At 68.1% G+C, this 23365-nt stretch carries 27 protein-coding genes and 1 tRNA gene; 14 read left to right on the forward strand and 14 right to left on the reverse strand.

Annotated elements, in window-relative coordinates:
* Positions 1-171 precede the first annotated feature (171 nt).
* The 4 genes from AC07OY_RS06950 to AC07OY_RS06965 all read right to left on the reverse strand — a co-directional run bounded on the left by AC07OY_RS06950 (position 172) and on the right by AC07OY_RS06965 (position 4155).
* Positions 172-1230 carry a sulfate/molybdate ABC transporter ATP-binding protein gene (locus AC07OY_RS06950; RefSeq protein ID WP_495041780.1) on the reverse strand — a complete coding sequence of 353 codons (1059 nt, stop codon included), beginning with the start codon at positions 1228-1230 and terminating at the stop codon, positions 172-174.
* A complete protein-coding gene (gene cysW, locus AC07OY_RS06955) occupies positions 1230-2111 on the reverse strand; it encodes a sulfate ABC transporter permease subunit CysW (protein WP_495041781.1) in 882 nt (293 codons plus the stop codon). The genes AC07OY_RS06950 and cysW overlap by 1 nt, the downstream gene beginning before the upstream one ends.
* Positions 2108-2977, reverse strand: a complete 870-nt coding sequence (gene cysT, locus AC07OY_RS06960; protein WP_495041782.1) for a sulfate ABC transporter permease subunit CysT — start codon at positions 2975-2977, stop codon at positions 2108-2110. The genes cysW and cysT overlap by 4 nt, the downstream gene beginning before the upstream one ends.
* A gap of 167 nt (positions 2978-3144) precedes the next feature.
* The gene (locus AC07OY_RS06965; RefSeq protein WP_495041783.1) at positions 3145-4155 is read right to left on the reverse strand and encodes a sulfate ABC transporter substrate-binding protein; all 1011 of its coding nucleotides are present in this window, start codon (positions 4153-4155) and stop codon (positions 3145-3147) included.
* Between the two features lie 159 nt (positions 4156-4314).
* Between AC07OY_RS06965 and cynS the strand changes: the two genes are divergently transcribed.
* Positions 4315-4758, forward strand: a complete 444-nt coding sequence (gene cynS / locus AC07OY_RS06970; RefSeq protein ID WP_495041784.1) for a cyanase — start codon at positions 4315-4317, stop codon at positions 4756-4758.
* Between the two features lie 121 nt (positions 4759-4879).
* Positions 4880-5698 (forward strand): 2-keto-4-pentenoate hydratase, encoded by an 819-nt coding sequence (locus tag AC07OY_RS06975; RefSeq protein WP_495041785.1) that lies wholly within the window; start codon positions 4880-4882, stop codon positions 5696-5698.
* Between the two features lie 74 nt (positions 5699-5772).
* On the opposite strand, the gene AC07OY_RS06980 is transcribed toward AC07OY_RS06975, so the two are convergent.
* From AC07OY_RS06980 to modB, 5 genes are all read right to left on the reverse strand, one after another.
* Positions 5773-6564 carry a PEP-CTERM sorting domain-containing protein gene (locus AC07OY_RS06980; RefSeq protein WP_495041786.1) on the reverse strand — a complete coding sequence of 264 codons (792 nt, stop codon included), beginning with the start codon at positions 6562-6564 and terminating at the stop codon, positions 5773-5775.
* Between the two features lie 233 nt (positions 6565-6797).
* Positions 6798-7613, reverse strand: a complete 816-nt coding sequence (locus AC07OY_RS06985; protein ID WP_495041787.1) for a TOBE domain-containing protein — start codon at positions 7611-7613, stop codon at positions 6798-6800.
* Positions 7610-8371, reverse strand: a complete 762-nt coding sequence (locus AC07OY_RS06990; RefSeq protein ID WP_495041788.1) for an ABC transporter ATP-binding protein — start codon at positions 8369-8371, stop codon at positions 7610-7612. The genes AC07OY_RS06985 and AC07OY_RS06990 overlap by 4 nt, the downstream gene beginning before the upstream one ends.
* On the reverse strand, positions 8368-9105 hold the full coding sequence (modA, locus tag AC07OY_RS06995) for a molybdate ABC transporter substrate-binding protein (RefSeq protein ID WP_495041790.1): 738 nt from the start codon (positions 9103-9105) through the stop codon (positions 8368-8370). Before modA ends, AC07OY_RS06990 begins: the two co-directional genes overlap by 4 nt.
* On the reverse strand, positions 9102-9785 hold the full coding sequence (gene modB / locus AC07OY_RS07000) for a molybdate ABC transporter permease subunit (protein WP_495041791.1): 684 nt from the start codon (positions 9783-9785) through the stop codon (positions 9102-9104). Before modB ends, modA begins: the two co-directional genes overlap by 4 nt.
* 84 nt (positions 9786-9869) lie before the next feature.
* Here modB and AC07OY_RS07005 point away from each other — a divergent pair, with 84 nt between their 5' ends.
* Positions 9870-10793, forward strand: coding sequence for a VTT domain-containing protein (locus tag AC07OY_RS07005; protein ID WP_495041792.1), 924 nt, complete (start codon positions 9870-9872; stop codon positions 10791-10793).
* Positions 10794-10889: 96 nt separating this feature from the next.
* The gene (locus AC07OY_RS07010) at positions 10890-11063 is read left to right on the forward strand and encodes a DUF3563 family protein (protein ID WP_495041794.1); all 174 of its coding nucleotides are present in this window, start codon (positions 10890-10892) and stop codon (positions 11061-11063) included.
* Between the two features lie 88 nt (positions 11064-11151).
* On the opposite strand, the gene AC07OY_RS07015 is transcribed toward AC07OY_RS07010, so the two are convergent.
* Complete coding sequence (locus AC07OY_RS07015; RefSeq protein WP_119045846.1) at positions 11152-11787, reverse strand: response regulator transcription factor; 636 nt, start codon at positions 11785-11787, stop codon at positions 11152-11154.
* A 192-nt stretch (positions 11788-11979) separates the two neighbouring features.
* Here AC07OY_RS07015 and AC07OY_RS07020 point away from each other — a divergent pair, with 192 nt between their 5' ends.
* Genes AC07OY_RS07020 through AC07OY_RS07035 form a run of 4 tightly spaced genes read left to right on the forward strand, consistent with a single transcriptional unit; the run spans position 11980 to position 13657 of the window.
* A complete protein-coding gene (locus AC07OY_RS07020) occupies positions 11980-12237 on the forward strand; it encodes a hypothetical protein (RefSeq protein WP_495041795.1) in 258 nt (85 codons plus the stop codon).
* Positions 12234-12698 (forward strand): BON domain-containing protein, encoded by a 465-nt coding sequence (locus AC07OY_RS07025; protein ID WP_495041796.1) that lies wholly within the window; start codon positions 12234-12236, stop codon positions 12696-12698. The genes AC07OY_RS07020 and AC07OY_RS07025 overlap by 4 nt, the downstream gene beginning before the upstream one ends.
* Positions 12691-13227, forward strand: a complete 537-nt coding sequence (locus AC07OY_RS07030; RefSeq protein WP_495041797.1) for a ferritin-like domain-containing protein — start codon at positions 12691-12693, stop codon at positions 13225-13227. The genes AC07OY_RS07025 and AC07OY_RS07030 overlap by 8 nt, the downstream gene beginning before the upstream one ends.
* Positions 13228-13243: 16 nt before the next feature.
* On the forward strand, positions 13244-13657 hold the full coding sequence (locus tag AC07OY_RS07035) for a response regulator transcription factor (RefSeq protein ID WP_495041798.1): 414 nt from the start codon (positions 13244-13246) through the stop codon (positions 13655-13657).
* A 29-nt stretch (positions 13658-13686) separates the two neighbouring features.
* Here the strand turns inward: AC07OY_RS07035 and AC07OY_RS07040 are convergent, their stop codons facing one another.
* The gene (locus AC07OY_RS07040) at positions 13687-14187 is read right to left on the reverse strand and encodes a hypothetical protein (RefSeq protein ID WP_495041799.1); all 501 of its coding nucleotides are present in this window, start codon (positions 14185-14187) and stop codon (positions 13687-13689) included.
* A gap of 228 nt (positions 14188-14415) precedes the next feature.
* Here AC07OY_RS07040 and AC07OY_RS07045 point away from each other — a divergent pair, with 228 nt between their 5' ends.
* A complete protein-coding gene (locus AC07OY_RS07045; RefSeq protein ID WP_495041800.1) occupies positions 14416-15060 on the forward strand; it encodes a BON domain-containing protein in 645 nt (214 codons plus the stop codon).
* 87 nt (positions 15061-15147) lie between these two features.
* Here AC07OY_RS07045 and AC07OY_RS07050 read toward each other — a convergent pair whose 3' ends face one another.
* The gene (locus tag AC07OY_RS07050) at positions 15148-15696 is read right to left on the reverse strand and encodes a hypothetical protein (RefSeq protein WP_495041801.1); all 549 of its coding nucleotides are present in this window, start codon (positions 15694-15696) and stop codon (positions 15148-15150) included.
* 146 nt (positions 15697-15842) lie between these two features.
* Positions 15843-16388: a 2'-5' RNA ligase family protein gene (locus AC07OY_RS07055; protein WP_495041802.1), complete on the reverse strand. Its 546-nt coding sequence runs from the start codon at positions 16386-16388 to the stop codon at positions 15843-15845.
* Between the two features lie 226 nt (positions 16389-16614).
* Between AC07OY_RS07055 and AC07OY_RS07060 the strand changes: the two genes are divergently transcribed.
* Positions 16615-19158 carry an Ig-like domain repeat protein gene (locus AC07OY_RS07060; protein WP_495041804.1) on the forward strand — a complete coding sequence of 848 codons (2544 nt, stop codon included), beginning with the start codon at positions 16615-16617 and terminating at the stop codon, positions 19156-19158.
* A 407-nt stretch (positions 19159-19565) separates the two neighbouring features.
* Here the strand turns inward: AC07OY_RS07060 and AC07OY_RS07065 are convergent, their stop codons facing one another.
* The gene (locus tag AC07OY_RS07065) at positions 19566-21461 is read right to left on the reverse strand and encodes a glycoside hydrolase family 2 protein (RefSeq protein ID WP_495041805.1); all 1896 of its coding nucleotides are present in this window, start codon (positions 21459-21461) and stop codon (positions 19566-19568) included.
* 100 nt (positions 21462-21561) lie between these two features.
* Here AC07OY_RS07065 and AC07OY_RS07070 point away from each other — a divergent pair, with 100 nt between their 5' ends.
* The 4 genes from AC07OY_RS07070 (at position 21562) to AC07OY_RS07085 (ending at position 23328) form a co-directional block, all read left to right on the forward strand.
* Positions 21562-21726 carry a hypothetical protein gene (locus tag AC07OY_RS07070; RefSeq protein ID WP_495041806.1) on the forward strand — a complete coding sequence of 55 codons (165 nt, stop codon included), beginning with the start codon at positions 21562-21564 and terminating at the stop codon, positions 21724-21726.
* A 28-nt stretch (positions 21727-21754) separates the two neighbouring features.
* Positions 21755-21830: transfer RNA gene (locus AC07OY_RS07075), tRNA-Ala, on the forward strand.
* A 110-nt stretch (positions 21831-21940) separates the two neighbouring features.
* Complete coding sequence (locus AC07OY_RS07080; protein WP_495041807.1) at positions 21941-22831, forward strand: alpha/beta hydrolase; 891 nt, start codon at positions 21941-21943, stop codon at positions 22829-22831.
* Between the two features lie 77 nt (positions 22832-22908).
* Complete coding sequence (locus tag AC07OY_RS07085) at positions 22909-23328, forward strand: rubrerythrin family protein (RefSeq protein ID WP_495041808.1); 420 nt, start codon at positions 22909-22911, stop codon at positions 23326-23328.
* Positions 23329-23365 lie beyond the last annotated feature (37 nt).

The following is a 23365-nucleotide window of genomic DNA, read 5'->3' on the forward strand; positions in this document are numbered from 1 at the left end:
CTTCGGGCCGATGCGAACCGCTGCGCTCTCGCGTCTGACTTTTCACTGGAGGCGCTTATCGCCGCACCGCACCCGTTAACGCGCGGCTGCACGCCGTGCTCACGAGCAAACAGCCCAAGTCAGCGTCGCTCGGGCGACGCGGCTGTTCGGTTTCGCTCGTCGCCAGCGAGCTCAAATCCCCGCGCCGGCCTCGAACAGGCTGAGCCTGGCAGCGCTGAGCTTGACGCGCTGGCCACCCTGCAACTGCAGCTCCTCGGCCTGGTGGCGAGTCAGCTCGGCTTCCAGCGGCTGGCCATCCGGTCCGATCAACTCGACCCTTGCGCTGGCGCCAAACGACAGCACGCGCTCCACCGTGGCGGACAGGCCGTGGGCGGATTCGTCCGTCAGGATCTGCAGCTCGTGCGGGCGGGCATAGGCCTGCACCTCGCCGTCGTTGTGCGCACCAGCATGCGGCAACTGGTGCTCGCCGATGTGCAGCACGCCACCACGCGACTGGCCGACGAAGCGGTTGACCGCGCCGAGGAAGCCGTAGACGAAAGGCGTGGCCGGCCGCTCGTAGACCTCTTGCGGCGTGCCGACCTGCTCGACGCGGCCGTGGTCCATCAGCACGATGCGGTCGGCCACTTCCAGGGCCTCGTCCTGGTCGTGCGTGACGAAGATGCTGGTGATGTGCAGCTCGTCGTGCAGGCGGCGCAGCCAGCGGCGCAATTCCTTGCGCACCTTGGCGTCCAGCGCGCCGAAGGGCTCGTCCAGCAGCAGCACGCGCGGCTCGACGGCGAGTGCGCGGGCCAGCGCGATGCGCTGGCGCTGGCCACCGGAGAGCTGGGGCGGGAAGCGGTCGCCCAGCCAATCGAGCTGCACGAGCTTGAGCAGTTCGGTGACGCGCTTCTTGATCTCGGTCTCGGGCAGGCGCTGCTTCCTGGGCTTCACGCGCAGGCCGAAGGCGACGTTGTCGAACACCGTCATGTGGCGGAACAGCGCGTAGTGCTGGAAGACGAAGCCGACCTGGCGCTCGCGCACATGGGTGTCGGAGGCGTCCTGGCCGTCCAGCAGCACGCGGCCACGGTCGGCTTGCTCCAGGCCGGCAATGATGCGCAGCAGCGTCGTCTTGCCGCAGCCCGAAGGGCCGAGCAGGGCGACGAGTTCACCGCGCGGAAAGTCCAGCGTCACATCGCCCAGGGCGGTGAAGTTGCCGAAGCTCTTGTGGATGTTTTGGACTTGAATTCCCATCACGCTTCCTTGCTCGACTGGCTGGCGCGCCACTCGATGAATTGCTTGATCACCAGCGTCACCAGCGCGAGCAGCGCCAGCAGCGAGGCCACGGCGAAGGCGGCGGCGAACTGGTATTCGTTGTAGAGGATCTCGACGTGCAGCGGCAGCGTGTTGGTCAGGCCGCGGATGTGGCCGGAGACGACCGACACGGCGCCGAACTCGCCCATGGCGCGCGCATTGCACAGGATGACGCCGTAGAGCAGGCCCCACTTGATGTTGGGCAGGGTCACGCGGCGGAAGGTCTGCCAGCCGCTGGCGCCGAGCACCGTGGCGGCCTCTTCCTCGTCTTTGCCCTGGGCCTGCATCAGCGGGATCAGCTCGCGGGCGACGAAGGGGAAGGTGACGAAGACGGTCGCCAGCACGATGCCAGGCACGGCGAAGATGATCTTCACGTCATGGGCCTGCAGCCAGGGGCCGAACCAGCCCTGGGCGCCGAAGATCAGCACATACATCAGGCCGGCGACGACGGGCGAGACCGAGAAGGGCAGGTCGATCAGCGTGATCAGCAGCTGCTTGCCGCGGAACTCATGCTTGGCGATCAGCCAGGCCGCGCTGACGCCGAACACGAGGTTCAGCGGCACGGCGATGAAGGCCGCCGTCAGCGTCAGCTTGATGGCCGAGAAGGTCTCCTCGTCGGCCAGCGACGCGAAGTAGAGCGCCCAGCCCTTGCGCAGCGCCTCGGTGAAGACGGCCACCAGCGGCAGCAGCAGGAAGATGGCGAAGAAGCCGAGACCCAGCGCGAGCAAGGTGAAGCGGACAGCAGGAGACTCACGTGTGGCGGGGTTGTCCTGGTACTTGGCGCGAGCACGCGCGGGTGCCAGATGCAGGGCTGTGCTCATCGCTTGCTCCCCCGGCGCGAACTCCAGGCCTGCAGGCCGTTGATGGCCAGCAGCAGGATGAAGCTGAAGATCAGCATGACGGCCGCGATTGCGGTGGCGCCGACGTAGTCGTACTGCTCCAGCTTGGCGATGATCATCAGCGGCGTGATCTCGCTGACCATGGGGATGTTGCCGGCGATGAAGATGACCGAGCCGTACTCGCCGACGGCGCGCGCGAAGGCCAGCGCAAAGCCGGTCAGCAGGGCGGGCAGCAGCGTCGGCAGGACCACGTAGCGGAAGGTCGTCCAGCGCTGGGCGCCGAGCGACGCAGCGGCTTCTTCCAGTTCCGTCTCCATGTCCTCCAGCACGGGCTGCACGGTGCGCACGATGAAGGGCAGGCCGATGAAGATCAGGGCCAGCAGCACGCCCAGGGGCGTGAAGGCAATCTTGGTGCCGTTCTCGCCGAACAGCGGCGCGAACACGCCACCGGGCGCGAACATCGAGCCGACCCAGCCATTGGGCGCATACAGGGCCGTCAGCGCAATGCCGGCCACGGCGGTGGGCAAGGCGAAGGGCAGGTCGATCAGCGCGTCGACCAGCTTCTTGCCCGGGAACTCGTAGCGAACGATGCACCAGGCCAGGATGAGGCCGAAGAAGAGGTTGATGGTGGCCGCGATCAGCGAGGCGCCGAAGCTCAGCTTGTAGGAAGCCATCACGCGCGGCGACGTGGCGGCGGCCCAGAAGGCGTCGAAGCCATGGCCCGACGACTTCAGGAACACCGCGGCCAGCGGCACCAGCACGATGATGGACAGGTAGAACAGCGTGAAGCCCAGCGTCGGCGCAAAGCCGGGAAGAACGCGTCTTCGGCCGAAAGATAAGGAAGCCATCTTGGAGTTATCGGTAGTGCATTGCGGGCCGAGCGCCGGGCCGCTCCCTAGCCGGCCCGCGGTGGGCGATGTGCTTGCGGCTCGACGCCGCAAGCATCGCCGTCCCCACGGGGGACCGACCAGACTTGCCGGCGTTCAGCGAGGCAAGCTGGGCGAGGGGCTTCATGTCAGCGCTTGATGCCAGCCATCACCTGGTCGAAGCTGCCACCGTCGGCAAAGTGCTGCTTGCTGACCTTGGCCCAGCCGCCAAGGGTCTGCTCGACGGTGAAGAGCTTGATGTTGGCGAAGCGCTGGGCGTGCTTCTTGAAGATGGCCGGATCGCGCGGGCGGAAGTTGTTCTTGGCGATGATTTCCTGGCCTTCCGGCGTCCAATGGAAGTCCAGGTAGGCCTTGGCCACGGCGGTCGTGCCCTTCTTGGCAGCCACCTTGTCGACGATGGCCACGGGCGCGTCGGTCTCGATGGAGATGCTGGGGTTGACCTGCTCGAACTGGCCCTTGCCGAACTCGTTCTCGATCAGCTCGACCTCGGCCTCGAACGTGACGAGGACGTCGCCGATGCCGCGCTGGGTGAAGGTGGTGGTGGCGCCGCGGCCGCCGCCGTCCAGCACCGGCACATTGGTCAGCACCTTGGTGACCAGCTCCTTGGCCTGGGCCTCGCTGCCGCCGTTGGCGATGACGCTGCCCCAGATGGCCAGATAGCTGTAGCGGCCGTTGCCCGTCACCTTGGGGTTGGGGATGATGACCTGCACACCCGGGCGGGCCAGGTCACTCCAGTCCTTGATGCCCTTGGGGTTGCCCTTGCGCACCAGGAAGGTCATGGTCGACGAGTAGGGCGCGGCGCCGTTGGGAAAGCGGCTGCGCCAGTCGGCCGGCGTCAGGCCGCTGCTGGCCAGTTGGTCGACGTCGGTGGCCTGGTTCATCGTGACGACGTCGGCCTCCAGGCCGCCGATGACGGCGCCGATCTGCTTGCTGGAGCCGCCATGGCTCTGGTTGACGGCGACCGTCACGCCCTTGGCCTTCTGCGCGGCGATGAAGGCCGGGTTGATCTGCTTGTAGAGCTCGCGGGCCACGTCGTAGGAGACGTTCAGCAGCGTCGGGTCGGACGCCAACGCAGGCAGGGCGGCGGTGGCGGCAACCAGGGCGACGACAGCGCGGCGGGTAGGCAGGAAGGCGGGCATGGAATGGGCTTCGGGTGAACGAAAGCCGAGAGGGTGCCCGAACTCCCTTATTCGCCAAACGATAGTTTGCTTATTTCCTTATTCGATCTACGCCCATGGGTGGCATGGGCCTTGCTGCGGGCATGAGCGGCAACTGTTTGCACAACCAGGAGATCCCGCATGAGCCGCCTCGACGTCACCGAAAAGATCATCGCCACCAAGGTGGCCAAGGGCATCAAATGGGCGGACGTGGCCCAGGCCGTGGGCCTGAGCAAGGAATGGGTCACGGCCGGCTGCCTGGGCCAGATGACCTTCAACGACGCCCAGGCGGCGACGCTGGCCCAGCTCTTCGACCTGAGCGAATGCGAGGCGCAGTGGCTCAAGGTGGTGCCCTACAAGGGCAGCCTGCCCACTTCGGTGCCGACCGACCCGCTGATCTACCGCTTCTATGAGCTGATCAGCGTCTACGGCACGACCTTCAAGGAGCTGATCCATGAGGAATTCGGCGACGGCATCATGAGCGCCATCGATTTCAGGATGGATCTGCAGCGCGAACCCCACCCGGCCGGCGACCGCGTCAGCATCGTCATGAGCGGCAAGTTCCTGCCCTACAAGACCTATTGACCGGTCCGCCGCGGGCGCGGTGCGATAGCCGCTCTTGCGCAGATGCAAAGGGCGCCCCGCATGGCTTCGCGATACATTGCCGCCCGCATTCAACAGGGCGCTGCGGCGCGGCAGACAGACCATGAGCACTGAACAAGACACGAAGGCCAGCGACCCCCAGGACATCTCGGCCCGCTTCACCGCTGCCCGCGCCGCCGGCCAGTCGCTGCCCGCCTACCCGGGGACGCCACCCGCCACGCTGGCCGAGGCCTACGAGATCCAGGCCGCCGCGATCGCCCGCTGGCCTGATGCCGTCAAGGGCTGGAAGGTGGCCCGCGTGAACCCGGCGTTTGCGGCCCAGTTTCCCGAGGAGCGCCTGATCGGCCCCGCCTTCATGGCCAATGTGCATCGAGTCGAGCAAGGCGGCGTCGCGCAATGCCCCGTCTTTGAAGGCGGCTTTGCCGCCGTCGAGGCCGAAGTCGTCATCGTCGTCGCCCAGGACTCGCCGGCCGGCAAGTCCGACTGGACGGCCGACACTGTCGCTTCCTTCGTCAAGTCCATGCACATCGGTGTCGAGGTGGCCAGCAGCCCGCTGGCGACGCTGAACGACATCGGCCCGGGGGCGGTCATTTCCGACTTCGGCAACAACTGGGGCGTCGTAGTCGGCGCCGAGATCGCCAACTGGCACGAGCTGGAGACGATCGACGTCGAGACCTTCATCGACGGCCAGTCGGTCGGCACCGGCAAGGTCGCCATCAAGCCCGGGCCCCTGGGCGCCCTGGCCTTCACGCTGAACAAGCGGGCCCAGCAGGGCCAGACGCTGAAGGCCGGCGATGTCATCTCCACCGGCATGATCACCGGCGTGCACGACATCCGCATCGGGCAGCAGTCGCGGCATGTGTTTGCGGGTGCGGGCGAGGTGCTGGTGCAGATCACGCGCGCGACGGCAGCGGGCGCCTGACGCCGTTCGTTGATGCCGCCCGAGGCAAAGAAAAAGGGAGCCTAGGCTCCCTTGTTCATGCGCCCCCCGGCCTTTCAGACGGCGGCGCGGGCCTTGCGGCGGCTCAGGCCGAGGCCGGCCAGGGCCACGCCCAGCAGGCCCAGCGTCGCGGGCTCGGGCAGGCGGCCGACATTGGCCGTCGCGAAATCGAATTCGGCGCCCAGCACATAGCCGATCTGCAGGCCGGTCTGCAGGTACTGGCCGGTCTTGCTGTACTGCTGCATGACGCCGCCGACGTCGACCATCCACAGCGTCTGGTCGATGTGATCCAGGGCCAGGCCGCCGGTGAAGCTCAGGCCGAGGTTGAAGCTGCCCAGCTGCGTGCCATTCATCGAGTAGTGGCGCAGCACATTGCTGCTGAAGCCGATGATCCACAGGGAGTCGTCGGTCTCGTCGTAGGTGATGCCCAGGCTGCCAATGCCGGCGTTGAAGAGGGTCGTGGCGCCGCCGAAGTTGCGATCGGTGCGGATGACGGCGCCCGTCGCGTGAGCGACCGTGTAGTTGTACTTGCCGTCGGTCGTCGAGTCGTCGGTGTCCGTGTAGCCGCCGATTTCCTCGGCGTAGTTCACGCCGGTGTAGGTGCCGCCGAGGGTGTACTGGGCGCCAGCGCCGCAGCCGGTGCCGGCCGGGTTGGTGCGCACGTCGTTGTAGACGTTGACGGACCATTCGCAGCCGTTCTGGGCGGCCCAGCTGTTGGTGACGGCGTTGCCCTGCACGACCACCATGCGCTGCCCGCTGACGGACGCGTAGTAGCTGCCCACGGGGCCTGCAAGGGCGACGGAACCGGCGAACAGCAGGGCGGCGGCGGTGAGGGCTTTCTTCAGCATGGCGATGACCTTGTTGGAATCGATAGTCCCCTAGAGTTAGGGGTGTTCACCAAGTCATACGCAAGTGATGGGCCAGGGCGCCCCCCGGTTTGAATGGTTTCCCCATGACGGCAGGCCGTCGGGCCGCCACAGGGAATCAAGGCCCGCGGCCCTGCTGTCATGCGGGCCGACACCCGTGTTCCGGTGGCCTTTTCCTCGGTCCGTGAACTGGGTCACGGACGGCGATGAGGGGCTCAGCCGCCGGCGCCTGGCTCGCCGCGCACGGCCAGCATGACGGCATAGGCCTTGAAGACGGCGGTGGCCTGCTGGCCGACGGCCAGATCCAGGGCCTCGACGGCGTCGTTGGTGACGCTGGCCGTCACGACGCTGCCGCCAGGCAGGGTCACGCCGACGAGGCTGGACACGGCGCCACCCTGCACGCGCGAGATGGTGCCGGCCAGCTGGTTGCGGGCCGACAGCCGGTAGCCGCCGAAATCGGTCACCAGCACGACCTCGCTGGCCTTCACCAAGGCCAGCGCCTCCTTGCCGGTCTTCACGTTCAGCTCCTGGGCGGCCTGCGTCGTCAGCGAAGCGGTGATCTCATGGCCGCCGTCCAGCGCGATGCGCACCGTCGTCGTGGCCGGGCCGGGATTCACGCCGGCAATGCGGCCGAGGAACTGGTTGCGGGCGGTGGTCTTCATGGACATCCTCTTCAGCAGCGTGTCGAGCGTGGGTTGGGTTTCCAGCCAGGCCGCCTGCTCATGCAGGAAGGCGGCGTGGCGGTTCTGCAGTTCGCGCCAGGCGGCAAGCAGGGCCGCGCCTTCGGCCGTCAGCCGCGAGCCGCCGCCGCCGCGGCCACCGGTGGCGGACTCGACCAGGGGCGAGTGGGCCAGCGCATGGGCGGCGTCCAGCACCAGCCAGGCGCCCTTGTAGCTGTAGCCGGCGGCCTTGGCGGCCTTCTGCAGCGAGCCGGTCAGCGACAGCGCGGCGAGAAGGTCGAAGAAGCGGCCATCCAGGCGGCCGGCCAGGCGCAGCTCGCCCTGCAGCAGCGGGTGGTCGTTCTGCGTCATGCGATCTGCGTCTTCAGGAAATCTCGGCGCCGCTGCTCCTCGGGGCGGAGCGCGCTGCTGTCCAGCAGCTCGCGGCCCTGGCCAGCGTCCAGGTCGACCTCGCGCGTGACGCGGCCGCCGTCCACCACATAGGCCCGGTTGGCCAGGGCGGCCACGTCGTCCAGGTCGTGGGTGATCATGACGGCCGGGATGCCCCAGCGTTCGCGCACGGCGCGCAGCTCGTCGCGCAACTGCTGGCGCAGCATGGGGTGCAGGGCCGCGAAGGGCTCGTCCAGCAGCAGCACCTGCGGATTGCAGGCCAGGGCGCGGGCCAGGGCCACGCGCTGCTGCTGGCCGCCGGACAGCGTCGAAGGCTTGCTGCGCGTCATGGCCGTGAGGCCGAAGGACTCGATCAGTTCGTCCACGCGCGCCGCGTCGTCGGCCTTGAGGCGCCGGCGCCAGTTCGTCAGGCCGAAACCGATGTTGTCGCGCACGCTGAGGTGGGGGAAGAGGGCGTAGTGCTGGAAGAGATAGCCGACGCCGCGGGCCTCGGGGGGCAGGTTGACGCCGGCCGCCGTGTCCAGCAGCGCGCGTCCGTCCAGCTTGACGTGGCCCGCCTGCACCGGCAGCAGCCCGGCCATGGCCTGCAGGGTCAGCGACTTGCCGGCGCCCGACGGGCCATAGAGGGCGACAAAGGGTGCATCGGTCGCGAAGCCGATGTCGAGGTCGAAGCGCCGGCGGGCGTCGCTGACGGAAAGCTGGAGTCGGACGTCGATCAAGGTTTGCCGAAACCGTACTTGGCGAGGATGGCCTGGGCCTCGGCGCCGCCGAGGAAGTAGACGAAGTCTCGCGCCAGCGCGGCCTGCCTGCTGTCGGCGACCGCAGCGGCTGGATAGGTGATGGGCGTGTGGCCGCCCACGGTCGTGGCGATGACGACCTTGCCCTTGGCGATCTCGGCGTCGGTGCGGTAGACAAAGCCGGCTTCCACCTCGCCGCGCGCCACGTAGTCCAGCACCTGGCGCACGTTGTCGGCGAAGACGAGCTTGGGCGTCACGGCCGACCAGAGCTGGGCCGTGCCCAGGGCCTGCTGGGTGTAGCGGCCCACCGGCACCGAGGCGACCTTGCCGATGGCGATGCGTTTCACTTCGGCCTTCTTCAGGTCGGCGAGGGCCGCGATGGCGGGCGCGCCCTGCGCCGGCGTCACCATCACCAGCGAGTTGGCCGCGAAGTCGCGCCGCGTGTCGGTGGCGATGAGCTTCTGGTCGGCGCCGCGGTTCATGGTGTCCTGGTCTGCGCTGACGAAGACGTCCACGGGCGCCCCCTGGGCGATCTGCTGCAGCAGCACGCCCGAGGCGGCGAAGTTGAAGCGGATGCTGGTGCCCGGCTTGGCAGCTTCGAAGCGGGGGCCGATCTCCTTGAAGGCATCGGTCAGGCTGGCGGCGGCGGAGACGGTCAGCTGCTGTGCCGAGGCGAGCAGGGGCAGGGCGGCACAGAGGGCGAGCAGGCGTTTCATGAGGGGATGCGTTGCAGATAGCGGTTGGACAGCACGAGGATGGCGACCGAGACGGCCGACACGATGAGGGCCAGCATCAGCGCGAGGTCGTCGCGGCCGGCCTGGACGGCGTCGTAGATGGCCATGGAGGCGGTCTGGGTCTGGCCGGGGATCGAGCCGGCCACCATCAGCGAGGCGCCGAACTCGCCCATGGCGCGGGCAAAGGCCAGCAGGGTGCCGGCCAGGATGCCGGGCCAGGCCAGCGGCAGGGTCACGCGCACGAAGCTGCTCCAAGGGGATTGGCGCAGCGTGCGGGCCGCGGCTTCCAGGTTGCGGTCGACCTGGGCAAAGGCGCTGCTCGCGCCCTTGAGCACCAGGGGCAGGGCCACCAGCGTGGATGCGATGACGGCGCCGTGCCAGTGGAAGATGACGCTGTAGTCGAAGTGCTCGCGCAGCCAGCCGCCGAGGGCGCCGCGCCGGCCCATCAAGACGAGGATGCCGTAGCCCAGCACCGTGGGCGGCAGCACCAGGGGCAGCATGCAGATGGCCTCCAGCAGGCCGCGGCCTGGCAGGCGGGTGCGGGCGAAGACCCAGCCGAGAGCGACGCCCAGCAGCAGGGCGAGCAGCGTCGCGACAAAGGCCACGCGCAGCGTCAGCGTCAGCGGCGCGGCGTCGAACTGGCTCCAGAGTTCGGTGGACATGGTGCGTAATGTAATCAACTACATCACGAAACCTGCTGCCATTGGGGGCATGCGCTGGCGTCTATCCTCGCCCCTTCATCCGCCATGGAACTGATCACCGAACTCTTCTCCCGCCACGGCCTGCTCGCCGTGGCCATCGCCGTGCTGCTGCATCAGCTCGGCGCGCCGCTGCCCTCCACGCCGCTGCTGTTGCTCCTGGGCGCGGAATCGGCGTCGCGCGATGGCTTCGCTTTGCAGGCCACGATGGCGATCACTGCAGCCGCGATGGCGGCCAACACGCTGTGGTTCTGGGCCGGCCGGCGGCTGGGCCGGCGCGTGCTGGCGGCGCTGTGCCGCATCTCCATCTCGCCGGACAGCTGCGTGCGCCAGAACGAGGTCAGCTTCGCCCGTCGCGGCGTGCTGACGCTGCTGATCGCCAAGTTCGTGCCAGGCCTGTCCATGCTGGCGCCGCCGCTGGCTGGCGCCCTGGGCATGACGGCGGGGCGCTTCCTGGCCTGGAACTTCCTCGGCTCCGTGCTCTGGGCCGTGGCCGGGCTTGCGGCGGGGCGGGTCTTCCATGCCCAGATCGATGCGCTGCTGAGCGGCCTGAGTGAGCTGGGCGGCGCGGCTCTCGTGCTGGGCGCTGCGGTCGTGGCCCTCTATCTGGTCTGGCGGCTGTGGCGGCGCGCCGTCGTGCGGCGCGAACTGCATCGCTTCGAGCGTCTGGATCCCGCCGAGGCGCTGGCGCTGCGGGAGCAGGGCTGCGACATCATCTTCGTGGACGTGCGCGGCGGCTCGCTGGTCAGTCGCATCCCCGGCGCGCGCCGCCTGGACCTCGGCGCCCTCGACGAGGCGGCCCTGGCCGCCTTGCCGGCGGAGGCGGAACTCGTCACCTATTGCGCCTGCCCCAATGACGTCTCCGCGGCGCGGGCGGCGCAATGGCTGACGCGGCAGGGGCGCCAGGCCCGGGTGCTGCGCGGCGGCATCGACGCCTGGGCCGAGGCAGGCCTGGCTCTCGAGCCGGGGTGACGCAGTTCACGAAGTCTGGCTTGCGCAAAACCTAGTGTTAACCCTAAAATGGGGTTAACCCTAGAAAACAAGTGGCCACGAGCCAACCAAGCCCAAATGGAACTGATCCAGAACCTCTTCTCCTCCCTGCGCAGCGTCCTGACGGTGGAAACCCAGTCCGAGATCGACGAGAGCTACCTGTCCGACGCCATCGACCACGCCGACCTCGAGCGTCGCATCGCCAACCAGTCGCGCGCCTCTTCGGTGGCCCCGCTGAACATCGGCCGCTGAGCCGGACCGGCACCCCCAGAACAAACGGCCCCGTCAGGGGCCGTTGTCATTTCGGCCCCATCGGGGCCGTTTTCAATTCCGGAGCGTCTTACTGGATCAGGCCGTTCTTCAGCGCGTAATAGGTCAGGTCGCTGTTGGTTTCGAGCTTGATCTTCTCCAGCACGCGGGTGCGGTAGGTCGAGACCGTCTTGACGCTGAGGAACATGGCCTTGGCCATGTCGCCCACGGTCTCGCCCTTGGCCAAGCGCAGGAAGACCTGCAGTTCGCGCTCCGACAGCGACTCGTGCAGGGGCCGGTCGGAGCCACCGCCGGCGACGCCATCCGCCAGCAGTTCGGCAACGGCCGGGCTGATGTAGCGGCGGCCGCGCGCGACGGTGCGAATCGCGTTGGCGATCTCCTCGGGATCGCATTCCTTGTTCAGATAGCCGCTGGCACCCTGGCGCAGCAGAGCCGTCGCGTAATGCGTCTCCGGAAAGCCGCTGAGGATGAGGATGGGGAGCTCGGGGAAGCGGGTCTTGATGGCCGACAGCGCGTCCACGCCGCTCTGCCCGGGCATGGAGATGTCCATCAGCAGCACATCCACTTCGCCGCCGCGAGCGAGGTCGAGGGCGTCGCGGCCGTTGCCGGCCTCGCCGGTGACCCGCAGGTCGACGTTTTCGCTGAGGAACTGCCGCAGGCCGGACCGCACGATGGCGTGGTCGTCAACGATGCCAATGCGAATCATGTTGCGCTCCGAATCAGTTGTGAGTACGAGTAAAGCGTAGCGACGGCAAACGGCGTGCGCGATCGGCGCTGTCCTACAAAGGGTATAGGCCGGCTGCTTGTCCTACGGGTCCCCGCGAAGGCGGCCGGCAGCCGGATATCCCGGGTTTTTGCAAAGTCAGCCCATGGCCACGACAGGCCGCTGGAGCGAGCGATGAAGACCCTGACCGACACCCTGGCCCGCCTGACACCACCGCCGTGGCTGGTGCTGGCCCTGGCCGCCGCGATGGGCGCCGCCATGCTGGCGGCCTTTGTCGACACCCTCCAGGAGAACGTTCGCCGCGGCGAGGAACTGCGCCACGGGCAACGTGTCGGCCTTGTCCGACATCCGATAGGCACGGTGGCAACGGTCCTTCAGGACCAGCAGCCGCCACAGTTGGCCACATCGATTTCCCAACCGCTTCAGCGATGAAGAAAGGACGCATGATGAACCGCTTCACCACCTCCCGCGCGCCGCTGATCGGCGCCCTGGCCCTGGCCGCCGCCCTGGCCGCCTGCAGCAAGCAGAACGATGAACGCACCGCCGGGCAGAAGCTCGACGGCGCCATCGCCGAGGCCAAGCAGGCCGGTGCCGAGGCCAAGCAGGACGCCAGCCAGGCCATGGACAAGGCCGAGACCAAGCTCAAGGACGCGACTGCAGCAGCTTCTGAAGCTGCGACCGACGCCACCATCGTCACCAAGATCAATGCTGCGCTGATGGCCGACGACCGGCTCAAGGCCACCAAGATCGACGTGCGTGCCGAGGACGGCCGCGTGACCCTGACCGGCACGGCGCCCGATGCGGGCTCGCAGGCGCGCGCCACGACGCTGGCCTCAGCCGTCGAGGGTGTGCGCACCGTCGACAACCAGCTCGTGGTAGCCCGCAATGGCTGAAGCCCACGCCCCCTTGCGGCTCGATGAGGCGGGTCTGCGCGCAGCGCGCAGCGACCTCGACGACGGCGCCGTCACGCCGGCCTACGGGCCCTGGCGCGACGACATCGTCGGGCTGCTCAACGGGGCGCTGGCGACGGAGCTGGTCTGCGTGCTGCGCTACCGTCGCCACCACTTCATGGCGGCGGGGCTGGAGTCGCCGAGCATCGCCGAGGAATTCCTCATTCATGCCAACGCCGAACTCGGCCATGCCGACCGGCTGGCCCAGCGCATCGTGCAGCTCGGCGGCGAGCCGGACTTCAGTCCGGCCGGCCTGCCCGAGCGCAGCCACGCGGACTATGACGCCGTGAACGATCTCAAGGCCATGATCAGGTCCAACCTCATTGCCGAGCGCGTGGCCGTCGAGAGCTACCGCCAGATGATCGGCCTCGTGGGCGACAAGGATTCCACCACCCGGCGACTGCTGGAGGACATCCTGGCCGACGAGGAAGAGCATGCCGATGAGCTGAAGGACTGGATGGCGCGAGCCTGAACCGGAGAGAGTCGCCATGCTGCGCGCCTTCATCGTCGAGAACAGCCCGGTGATCCGGGAGAACCTCGCGGGCACGCTCGAAGAGCTGGCCCATGTGGAGGTGATTGGCAGCGCGGCGGATGAAGAATCCGCCGTGCACTGGATGAGCCGCGAGTCAGCTCGCAGGGCGGATGTCGTCATCGTCGACATCTTCCTGAACTCGGGCACCGGCCTGGGCGTGCTGCGTGCCGCGCAGAACCTGGGCATGGCCGCGCGCCGCGTCGTGCTGACCAATTACGCGACGGACGACATGCGCCGCCGCTGCAGCCTGCTCGGCGCCGAGCGCGTGTTCGACAAATGCCGCGATCTCGATGAGCTCATCAACTACTGCGCCGATCTCTCCGGCGAGGGCCCTGTCGACGGCCTGGATCTGCCTGCGGGCGGTCGCTGACCGCGTGCGCCGGGCTGTACCCGGCTGCGTCACCAGGTGGCCGAATAACTCAGCATGACGCGACGCGCCTGCGGGCGCAGCGTCAGCTTGCTTTGAGAACTCAGCTGGTAGGAGAAGGCGCCGCGCAAGCCGGCCAGGCCTTCGCTCTTGGGCTTCTCGAAGGCCATGCGCGATGCCCAGCCGCTGTCGCGTTGCCAGACCGGCGTTTCCACGCCGCCGCTGAACCGGGTGTTGAAGTCGTAGCTGACGCCGGCCCACAAGGCTTCGCGCACCGAGGCCTGCGGCCCGAGCTGGGCGGGTGAGCGCAGTTGCTGCTCCAGGCCCAGCTGATAGCGCCAGCGCGAGCGTTCACGCTGGCGGCTCAGCCATTGCGGGTCGCGCCAGTTGAGTTCGGGGTCGGATGAAGCCGACAGCTGTGCGGCCTGGGCGGATTGGCCGGCCAGGCCTGTCCCGCTCACCGGCCCGGTCTGGGCGTGGGCGACAGGAATCATCGACAAGCCGAGCAGCGAGAAGAACAGGCGGAGCTTCATGGCGGCAGCGTCTTCAGAAGGGGATGCTGGCCATGATGGGAGCCAGGCCTTGCCCGCCGTGTCGGCCTGCGGCGGCAGCAGCTATCGGACAAACGGAAACCGTGGTGAGCGCGGCCATGCAGTGGCGCGCGGTCCTACAGCGCGCGCCTGCGCTCGCTGATGGGCCGCTCGGGAGCCGCCGGCCAGACTTGCTGCGAGGAGGCCCGCCGGGCCCATCAGGAGATCGCCATGAGATCCGAAAACCCCGCCCATGCCAACAACTGGCGCGATCGTTTGACGCCCTACGGCAAGACCACCGACCCCGATCCCGATCATGCCGTCGAGCCGCCCGCACGCCGCTGGCGCGAAGACGAGCCACCGCGCCGGCGTTCCAGCGCCGGCGGCTGGGTGCTGGCCCTGGGGCTGGGGGCGGCCATCACGGCAGTCGCCGTGGCCAGCCTGCAGGACCCGCGCAGCGTGGGCACGCAGCTGGACGCTGCGGTGGCCAATGTGCGTGGCTTGGGCGACCGCATGGGCCAGACGGTGACGGACTCGCAGAACGCCGCCGTCGAGGCCTCGCGCAACGCCGTCGATGGTGTCGGCACGGCCATCGACGACACCGGCATCAGCCTCAAGGTGAAGACGGCGCTGGCCGCCGACCCGGCATTGAGCGCCTCACGCATCACGGTGGTGACGACCGACGGCGTCGTGCGCCTCGAGGGCCCCGCACCCGACGCAGCGGCCAAGGAACGTGCCACCGTGCTGGCCGGAGCGCCGCAGGGTGTGCGTGGCGTGGACAACCGCCTGGCCTTGCCGCAGCCCGGTCAGGTCGTCGCCGTGGCGGAGGGCATGCCGCGCCCATCCGTCGACCCCGCCGCCAGCGCGGTGCGCTGATCTTCTCCCGCAAAGCAAACCGCCGGCTCGTGAGCCGGCGGTTTGCATTTGCGCCTCCGCTGAATCGGGCAGCGGAGGCTGGTTGCGTCACTGGAAGTAGCGGGCCTTGGCGCTGGCCTGGCAGCTGTTCTTGGCGTCGCCGGCCAGCGAATCGCAGCGCTCGTTGGCGACCTTGTAGTCGGCCTTCAGCTTGGTCTCCAGCGCATCGCTCTGGGCTTCGGCAAAGGCCTTGTTGGCCTTCAGGTCGGCCTTGGCCTTGTCATGCTCGGCCTTGGCTTCGGCGACGCAGACGTCCTTGGCATTGCCGGACTTGTCGTCGCACATTTCCTTGGCGAGCTTGTAGCGCGCCTCGTAGCGTGCTTCCAGATAGTCATTGCGGTCCTTGACCGTGCCGCTGTACTGGTACTCGAGGTTGGCCAGGGCCACCTTCTCATGGGCCTTGGCGCGCTCGACGCAGACGTCCTTGGCGTTGCCCGACAGCGAGCCGCACTTGTCGCGCTCGGTCTTGAACATGGTCTTGACTTCGTCCTTGGCCTGCGAATACACGGGCTTGGTCAGATTCGCCGAGGCGGTGCCGGCAAGGCCGACCAGCGCGAGTGCGCACAACAGGCGGGAGGTACGGATTTGCTTCGTCATGGGATCTCCTTTGGCTTTGATGGGTGGGTCCCCTTGCTCAAGGGCAAGAGAGGTGCCACGCCAGTCAGCATAGGAATCCCACCGCGCCGGCCATGTCGGCGCCGCAGCCCCGAAAAAGTCGGACAAGACCCCGTGCGCGAGCGATGTCAGAACAGGCTGCCCTGCAGGTCCGCGGGCGCATGCAGCGTCCAGCGGTCGATGATTTCGTAGTGATGGTCGTCGCCCTCGCCATGCCCGGAAACCAGCAGCACCTCGCGCACCTGCCAGAGGATGGGCTCGATGTAGATGGGCGCCAGCGGCTCCGGCGCGCGGTAGCTGAGCGTCACATGGGGCGCGTGGCCGGGGCCCTCGCCGAAGCCTTCATCCAGAAGGGCGCCCTGGACGTCGTCCAGCACCTCGTCGAAGCCCGAGGGCCGGCCCAGGGCCAGGAATGACCAGTGTTCGCCGCCGCCAATGCGGTTCAGCACCAGGCTGAAGGCCTCGGCGGAAATCCGCGCGCCCACGCCTCGCAGGGCGCGGCGCATGCCCGGTGTGTCGAGATAGCGCCCCGACCATGTCTGGTGCCAGTTCGAGGCCGGGAACATCGCTTCGCCGAGCCGGACGTCAAGCCCGTGGCGCTCGATGGCGATCGCCATGAGGTTCTCGACCTCGGCAGGCGGCTGGGAGATCAGGAGCAGTCGAGGTGTCGTCACGGCGGGCCTTTCGAATGCTGTGATTGCATACAGTATTTCATGGCGGGGCGAATGTCCAGCCCTACCGCTGAAAAGCCATCCCCAGGTTCGCATGCAGCCTGCATCGGTGGTGGGGTGGCTCCCCAATGCGGATGACGCTGCTGCAGCGTGCCCCGGCAGGTGACCTAGATTGAAACCAGCACTAACCGAATTAGCAGCCGGCCGCTCGGGCCGGAGGGAGATCGCCATGCGAGCCTTCAGTCTTCTTTTTGCGGCCCTGGCGGCCGTCATGGGCCATGACGCGGTGGCCAGGATGTACGAGGAGCCGCGCAGCTTCGCGCTGGCCGACAAGTCGCTGGAGAGGATAGAGCGCCGGGAACTGAAGGCCATCGATGCCAAGCGCCTGCTCGAGGAAGACCGCGAGCAGAACCTGAAAACGCGCCGCTCGGCGCCGCTGCGCTTCGCGGTGGCGGAGGAAACCTCGGTCGATACGGCGAGCTCGGGCACCTGGCAGAACGTCCCGGACGGACGGCTGTGGCGGCTGCGTATCAAGTCGCCCGGGGCGGTGAGCAACAACCTCGCCATCACCACCTTCGAGATGCCCGCGGGCGCCAAGCTGTGGATCTACGACCCCGAGGCCAAGCATGTCGAGGGGCCGTACACGCACAAGCACCGCAACCGCGCCGGCAGCCTCTGGACGCCGATGATCGAGGGCGAGGAGATCGTCATCGAGGTGTTCGTGCCCACCGGAGCCGCCGAGCCCAAGCTCATCATCGGCCGGGTCAACAAGGGCTACAGGGCCTTTGGCAAGGTGGGGCTGCTCGGCGGCACCGAAGGCGCCTGCAACATCGACGTCATCTGCCCCCAGGGCAATCCGTGGAGCAACGAGATCCGGGCCGTGACCGCCTACACGATCAACGGCACCTCGGCCTGCACCGGCACCCTGATGAACAACACGGCCCTGGACTTCAGGCCCTATGTGCTGTCGGCCAACCACTGTGACGTGACCGCCACCTCGGCGCCGACCATCGTCGCCTTCTGGAACTTCCAGTCGGCTACCTGCGGCACCCACGGGCCGGGATCGACCACCGACAACCAGACGGGCGCCACCTTCCGCGCCACCAGCGCCGCGAGTGATTTCGTGCTGTTCGAGCTCGACGCGGCCCCCGATCCCGCCTTCAACGTCTTCTTCGCCGGCTGGGATCGCAGCGGCACGGCGCCACCCGGCGTGGTGGGCATCCACCACCCGCGCGCCGACGTCAAGGCCATCAGCTTCTCCAACAGCACGCCGACGGCCTCCACCAATTTCTGGCGCGCGGACTGGAGCGGCCTCGGCCCCAACCCACCCAACCAGGTCGCCGTGACCGAGCCTGGCTCATCGGGCTCCTGCATCTTCTCGAGCACCACGCGCCGCTGCGTGGGCCAGCTCTCCAACGGCCCCTCGTTCTGCGGGGCGCCCGCGGCTTCCCTGAACGACAACTACGGCCGCTTCGACCGCGACTGGACCGGCGGCGGCAGCAACGCCACGCGCCTGAGCAACTGGCTGGACCCGGGCAGCAGTGGTGTCATGGGGCTGGATGGTGATCCGCACATCACCACGCTCGACGGTACGCACTACGACTTCCAGGGTGCCGGCGAGTTCGTGGCCCTGCGCGCGGGCGGCGGCACGGAAGTGCAGGTGCGCCAGGCCCCCATCGCCACGACCTTCAACCCAGGCCCCAGCCCGCATACGGAACTGGCGACCTGCGTCAGCCTGAACACGGCCGTAGCCGCGCGCGTCGGCAAGCGCAGGGTCACCTACCAGCCCAATCTGAGCGGCGTGCCGGACCCGAGCGGTCTTCAGCTCCGCGTCGACGGCAACCTGGCCACGCTGGGTGCCAGCGGCATCGATCTGGGCGACGGCGGTCGCATCGCCCCGACGGCGGTTGCTGGCGGCATCGAGGTGGTGTCGCCGGACGGCTACACGCTGTCGGTGACGCCGGGGTGGTGGGCCTCGCAGAGCAAGTGGTATCTGAACGTGGGCATCGTGCGGTCGGCCAGCGCAACGGCCATGGGCGGTGCTTCGCCGAGCGTGGACGCGAGCGGCGGCCTGGCCGGCGCTGTCCTTGCAGGCAGCTGGTTGCCGGCCCTGCCCGATGGCTCGTCGATGGGCCCCATGCCCGCGGCCCTGCACGACCGCTATGTCGACCTCTACCAGCGCTTCGGCGAGGCCTGGCGCGTCAAGGACAAGACCAGCCTCTTCGACTACGGGTCTGGCTCGTCCACCGAGTCATTCACGATGAAGACCTGGCCGCCGGAAAAGCCGCCGTGCGAGCTGCCGCAGACGACGCCGGTGAAGCCACTCAGCCTCGCCGCGGCGCGTGACGCCTGCAGCGGCATCGAGGACAGGCGCACGCGTGCCAACTGCGTGTTCGACGTGCAGGCGACCGGCGAAAGAGGCTTTGCCAAGACCTATCTGCTCAGCCAGCGCGTGCGGGCCGGGGCGACCACCATTGCCTTGCAGGGCGAACAATCGAGCACCAAGCCCCGCGAGCGGGCGACCTTCACAGCCAGCGTCGCGCTGCGCAACCAGGGCGAGACGCGTGTCCTTCCCAAGGGCAGCGTGCAGTTCTCCATCGACGGCGAGCGCGTCGGTCGACGCATGCGGCTGGATGCCAAGGGCCGTGCAGCCTTCTCGACCGACGGCCTGAAGCCCGGGGCCCATGCTGTGGTCGCCAGCTTCATGCCCGAGGCGCGCGGCGGTTTCGGCTCGAGCATCAGCATGCAGGTGCTGCACGTGGTGCGGGATTGAGGCAGGCTGCTGGCGCCTGGAGGCGCATCAACAGGGCGGGGTAGGCCATTGCCGCCTCGAGGTCTGTCGACGCAGGGCAAGCAGCCCGGCGCCTAGCGAGAGGGGCTATGGCTTCCCGGAGGTCTTGCCCGCCGTACAGCCAGCGGGCGCCGCATCTACCGAGCCGAACGACAAGGATCTCTCGACCTTCACCTCGCCGTTGACCTTGTCATCCAAAGCCGTCTTGGCTCTGGCGATCTGCCGTGTCACAACGTCAAGGCTCGCTGATCGCGGAGGCGGCATCGATGGCGAGATTGATGGCGACGGGATCAGGCACCAGGATGGGCGTGGCCTTTGACGCGTCCGCGGTACCGGCGGACGCTGGGAAGTCGATGCCAGGCTTGCATGCGTCTCCCGCAGTCGTAGCCCTAGCGTCCGCTCATCTGCTTCTTTTTGTAGTCGTCCGCGAGCACGCCGAAGGCCTGCTTGCGCTGCCCGGTCTCGGAGATCAGGCCCTTGCGATTCCAGCCTTGCTGGAAGTCGGGGTTCTGTCGGCGGGGTGAGCGGAAATCCTTCAGGATCCAGGGCGACAGGCCGCGCAGGGTCGGCACCTTGTCGGCCATGGCCAGCGTCTGGAAGTAGTACTGGGCCTGGTATTCCTCGGAGAACTTGCGTGGCGCGGGACGGGTGTCGTTGAAGCCGGCTTTGGCGTCGGCGCCGAACTCCGAGAAGATCAGCGGCTTGTTGGCGGGCAGGTGCCAGACGCTGGCGGGCAGGTCGGCCAGCCGGTCCTGCGAGTACCAGCCGTTGTAGGTGTTGATGGCGACGATGTCGAGCACCTCGGCGAGCGGGTCGGCCAGGGTCATGGTGGGCACGCTCGCGTTGCGGTCACGCTCCACCAGCAGCGCGGCGCTGACCAGGCGAGTGTCATCCAGCGCGCGCACGTCGCTGACCAGCGTGCGCAGGAAGGCATTGCGCGCGTCGCTCAGCGGCGTCTCGTTGGCGACGCTCCAGATGGCGACGGACGCGCGGTTGCGGTCGCGCAGCAGGTTCTCGGCCAGCATGTTGCGGGCGCTGGCCAGCGTGTCGGCGTTGGACCAGGCCACCAGCCAGTAGACCGGGATCTCGCTCCAGACCAGCAGGCCCATCTCGTCGGCCATGCGCGTCATGACCTCGGCGTGCGGGTAGTGCGCCAGGCGCACGAAATTGCCGTGCAGCCCGCCCTTGATCTCGCCCAGCAGCGCGCGCGCCGCGTCGGGCGTGATGTCGCGGGTGGGGTTGGGGCCGATCTCCTCCTCGTGCAGCGAGATGCCGCGCAGGAAGACGGGCTTGCCATTGAGCAGGATGTCGGCGCCGCGCGTCTCGATCGTGCGAAAGCCGATGCGGTCACGCCAGCGGTCCGCGCCGGCGTCGATGGCCACGTCGTAGAGCTTGGGACTTTCGGGTGACCAGCGGCTCAGGGCGGGTGGTGCCGCCACCGTGGTGCGCCAGCGGCCTTGCGCATCGGTGGTGCCGGTGAGGTCCAGACCCAGCTCGGCGATGCGCAGGCGAACGGGGCGCTGGGCCGCCTGGGGGCCGTTGAGGGTCGCGTCCACGGCCAGCTGCCCATCGCGCGTCAGGCGCACCCAGGCGTCGTCGACATAGGTGGCAGGCGTGGAGATGAGCCGCACCGGCCGCGTGATGCCGCCGTAGTTCTCCCAATCGGTGACAGGCGGCGGCACGGTGGCCGGCGTGGCCTGGGAATCGACACCGACGGTCACCTGGTTGTCGCCGTCGCGCAGCAGCTTCGTCACCTCGAAGGCGAAAGGCGTGAAGCCGCCTTCGTGGCGGCCGACAGGCTGGCCGTTGACGTAGACGACGGTCTTGTAGTTGGCTGCGCCGAAGCGCAGGAAGTGCCGGCCGGCGCGAGGCGCGGCCGGCGCCTTGAAGCTGCGCTGGTACCAGATCAGGCCCTGGTAGTGGCGCAGTTCCGGCGCCTGGGTGAGCCAGGACGAAGGCAGCGTCGTGACCGGCGAGTGAGCCAGGTCGAACTCGTAGAGCACGCGGTTGTCATCCGCCATCACCTGGCGCACGTCGACGTCACGCCAGCGCTGCTGCCCGGCATCGGGCGGCTCGCCATGAAAGCCCGCGAGACCGGAGCGGTAGGGGTCGATGGAATAGTGCCACGCACCCGACAGCTCCAGCCCGGGCCTGAGGTCGGCCGACACCAGCAGCGGGCCGGAAGCGGCCGTGGCCAGGGCCAGTGGGGCGGGCGCTGCAGCTCGCACGGCCCAGGCGCCGCACAGCAGGGCAGTGGCGAGCAGGATTTGCATCGTCTTCGTCATGGAGCACATCCGACAGAGGGTTGGCCGATCTTCTTGTACCGCGGCACGAGTGTCTTCGACCACCGACGCCACCAGATAGGCCAGGGCGCTCAAGGAGAACATGATCATGCAAGCCGGCAATAGGGACATCGCCGTCAACGGCTGTATGAACCGCGGCGTGGCCACCCCCAACCTCCAGCAGCTGGCCGAGCAGCGGCGTCCGGACCGCGGATCGAATCAGTTCGTCGGCTGGACGACGGCAACGCACGCTCGAGACGACTGCTGAAGCTGCGGGGCTATACTTTTTGACGCGTGGGGGGGTAGCTCAGCTGGGAGAGCGCCGCGTTCGCAATGCGGAGGTCGGGAGTTCGATCCTCCTCCTCTCCACCACCCGTCATCCTGGACGATGCTGCATCGTCACAGGAGCTCCAGGAAGCCCTTGAGAATCGATGCTCCAGGGCTTTCTCTTTTTCCTGACAGCCCCCGGTGAGTGCCCGTCCATGACGCCCAGCAAGCCGACCGCCTGGTTCGAGGCCCAGTACAACAACCGCCAGCGCGTGATCGACAGCGCCGACATCCTCGGGCGCTGGGCCCAGGCCTCGGCGCTGACGCGCGAGCGCTCCAGCTGCGAGCTCGACCTGCGCTACGGCCCCGATCCCAAGCAGACCCTGGACGTCTTCAAGCCCGACCAGGGTTCCGGCGGCGGCTTTGCGCCCGTCCTCATCGTCATCCATGGCGGCTATTGGCGGGCCCTGGACAAGTCGGACTACTCCTTCCTGGCCGCCAGCTTCACGGACGAAGGCGCTCTGGTTGTCGTGCCCAACTACGACCTCTGCCCTGCCGTCGGCATCGAGCGCATCGCCATGCAGCTCACCGAAGCAGTGGCCTGGGCCTGGCGGCATGCGGCCGAGCATGGCGGCGACCCCAGCCGCATCGTGCTGCTCGGCCATTCGGCCGGGGGGCATCTGGCGGCCATGCTGAGCTGCTGTGACTGGAAGCGCGTGGCCAAGGACCTGCCGCGGCGGCTGGTGCAGGGCGCCATGTCGATCTCCGGCCTGCATGACCTCGCGCCGCTGTGCCGCGTGCCCTTTCTGCAGGCCGATCTGCAGCTGGACGCGGCCAGGGCGCGCCGGCTCAGCCCCGTGCACTTTCCGGCGCCACGCTCGCCGCAGACCCTGTTCGCCCTCGTCGGCGCCGAGGAAAGCGAGGAACACCTGCGCCAGAACCAGCTGATCCGCCAGGCCTGGGGCGCCCGCGCCGTACCGGTCTGCGAGGCGCTGCCGGGCTGCAACCATTTCACCGTGCTGCACGACCTGGCCGACCCCCAGGGGCGTTCCCACCAGTTGGCGCGCCAGCTGCTGGGCCTGCGCTGGTATAGCGGCCTGCTATGAGATGGATTGAAGCTATCGATTGGTAGCCCGGCAACCCCGGGAGTAGCGTCGCCGTCTTCCACCCACCGGAGACTGCGATGAGCTTGAAAGGTTCAAAGACCGAGCAGCACCTGAAGGACGCCTTTGCCGGCGAATCCCAGGCCAACCGCCGTTACCTCTATTTCGCGAACAAGGCCGACATCGAAGGGCAGAACGACGTGGCGGCGCTGTTCCGCTCCACGGCCGAAGGTGAAACCGGCCATGCCCATGGCCACCTCGAATTCCTGGAAGCCGTGGGTGACCCTGCCACGGGGCTGCCCATTGGCAACAGCCGCCAGAACCTGATGGCTGCGGTCGCCGGTGAAACCCACGAATACACCGACATGTATCCGGGCATGGCCAAGACGGCGCGCGACGAGGGCTTCGACGAGATCGCCGACTGGTTCGAGACCTTGGCCAAGGCCGAGCGCTCGCATGCGAACCGGTATCAGAAGGCGTTGGACGCATTGGTGGACTAGGACTCGAAGCGGCTGTTGAAAGGCGGCCGCAGTCGTC

It is taken from the genome of Roseateles sp. GW821-FHT09H10 (assembly GCF_059415865.1).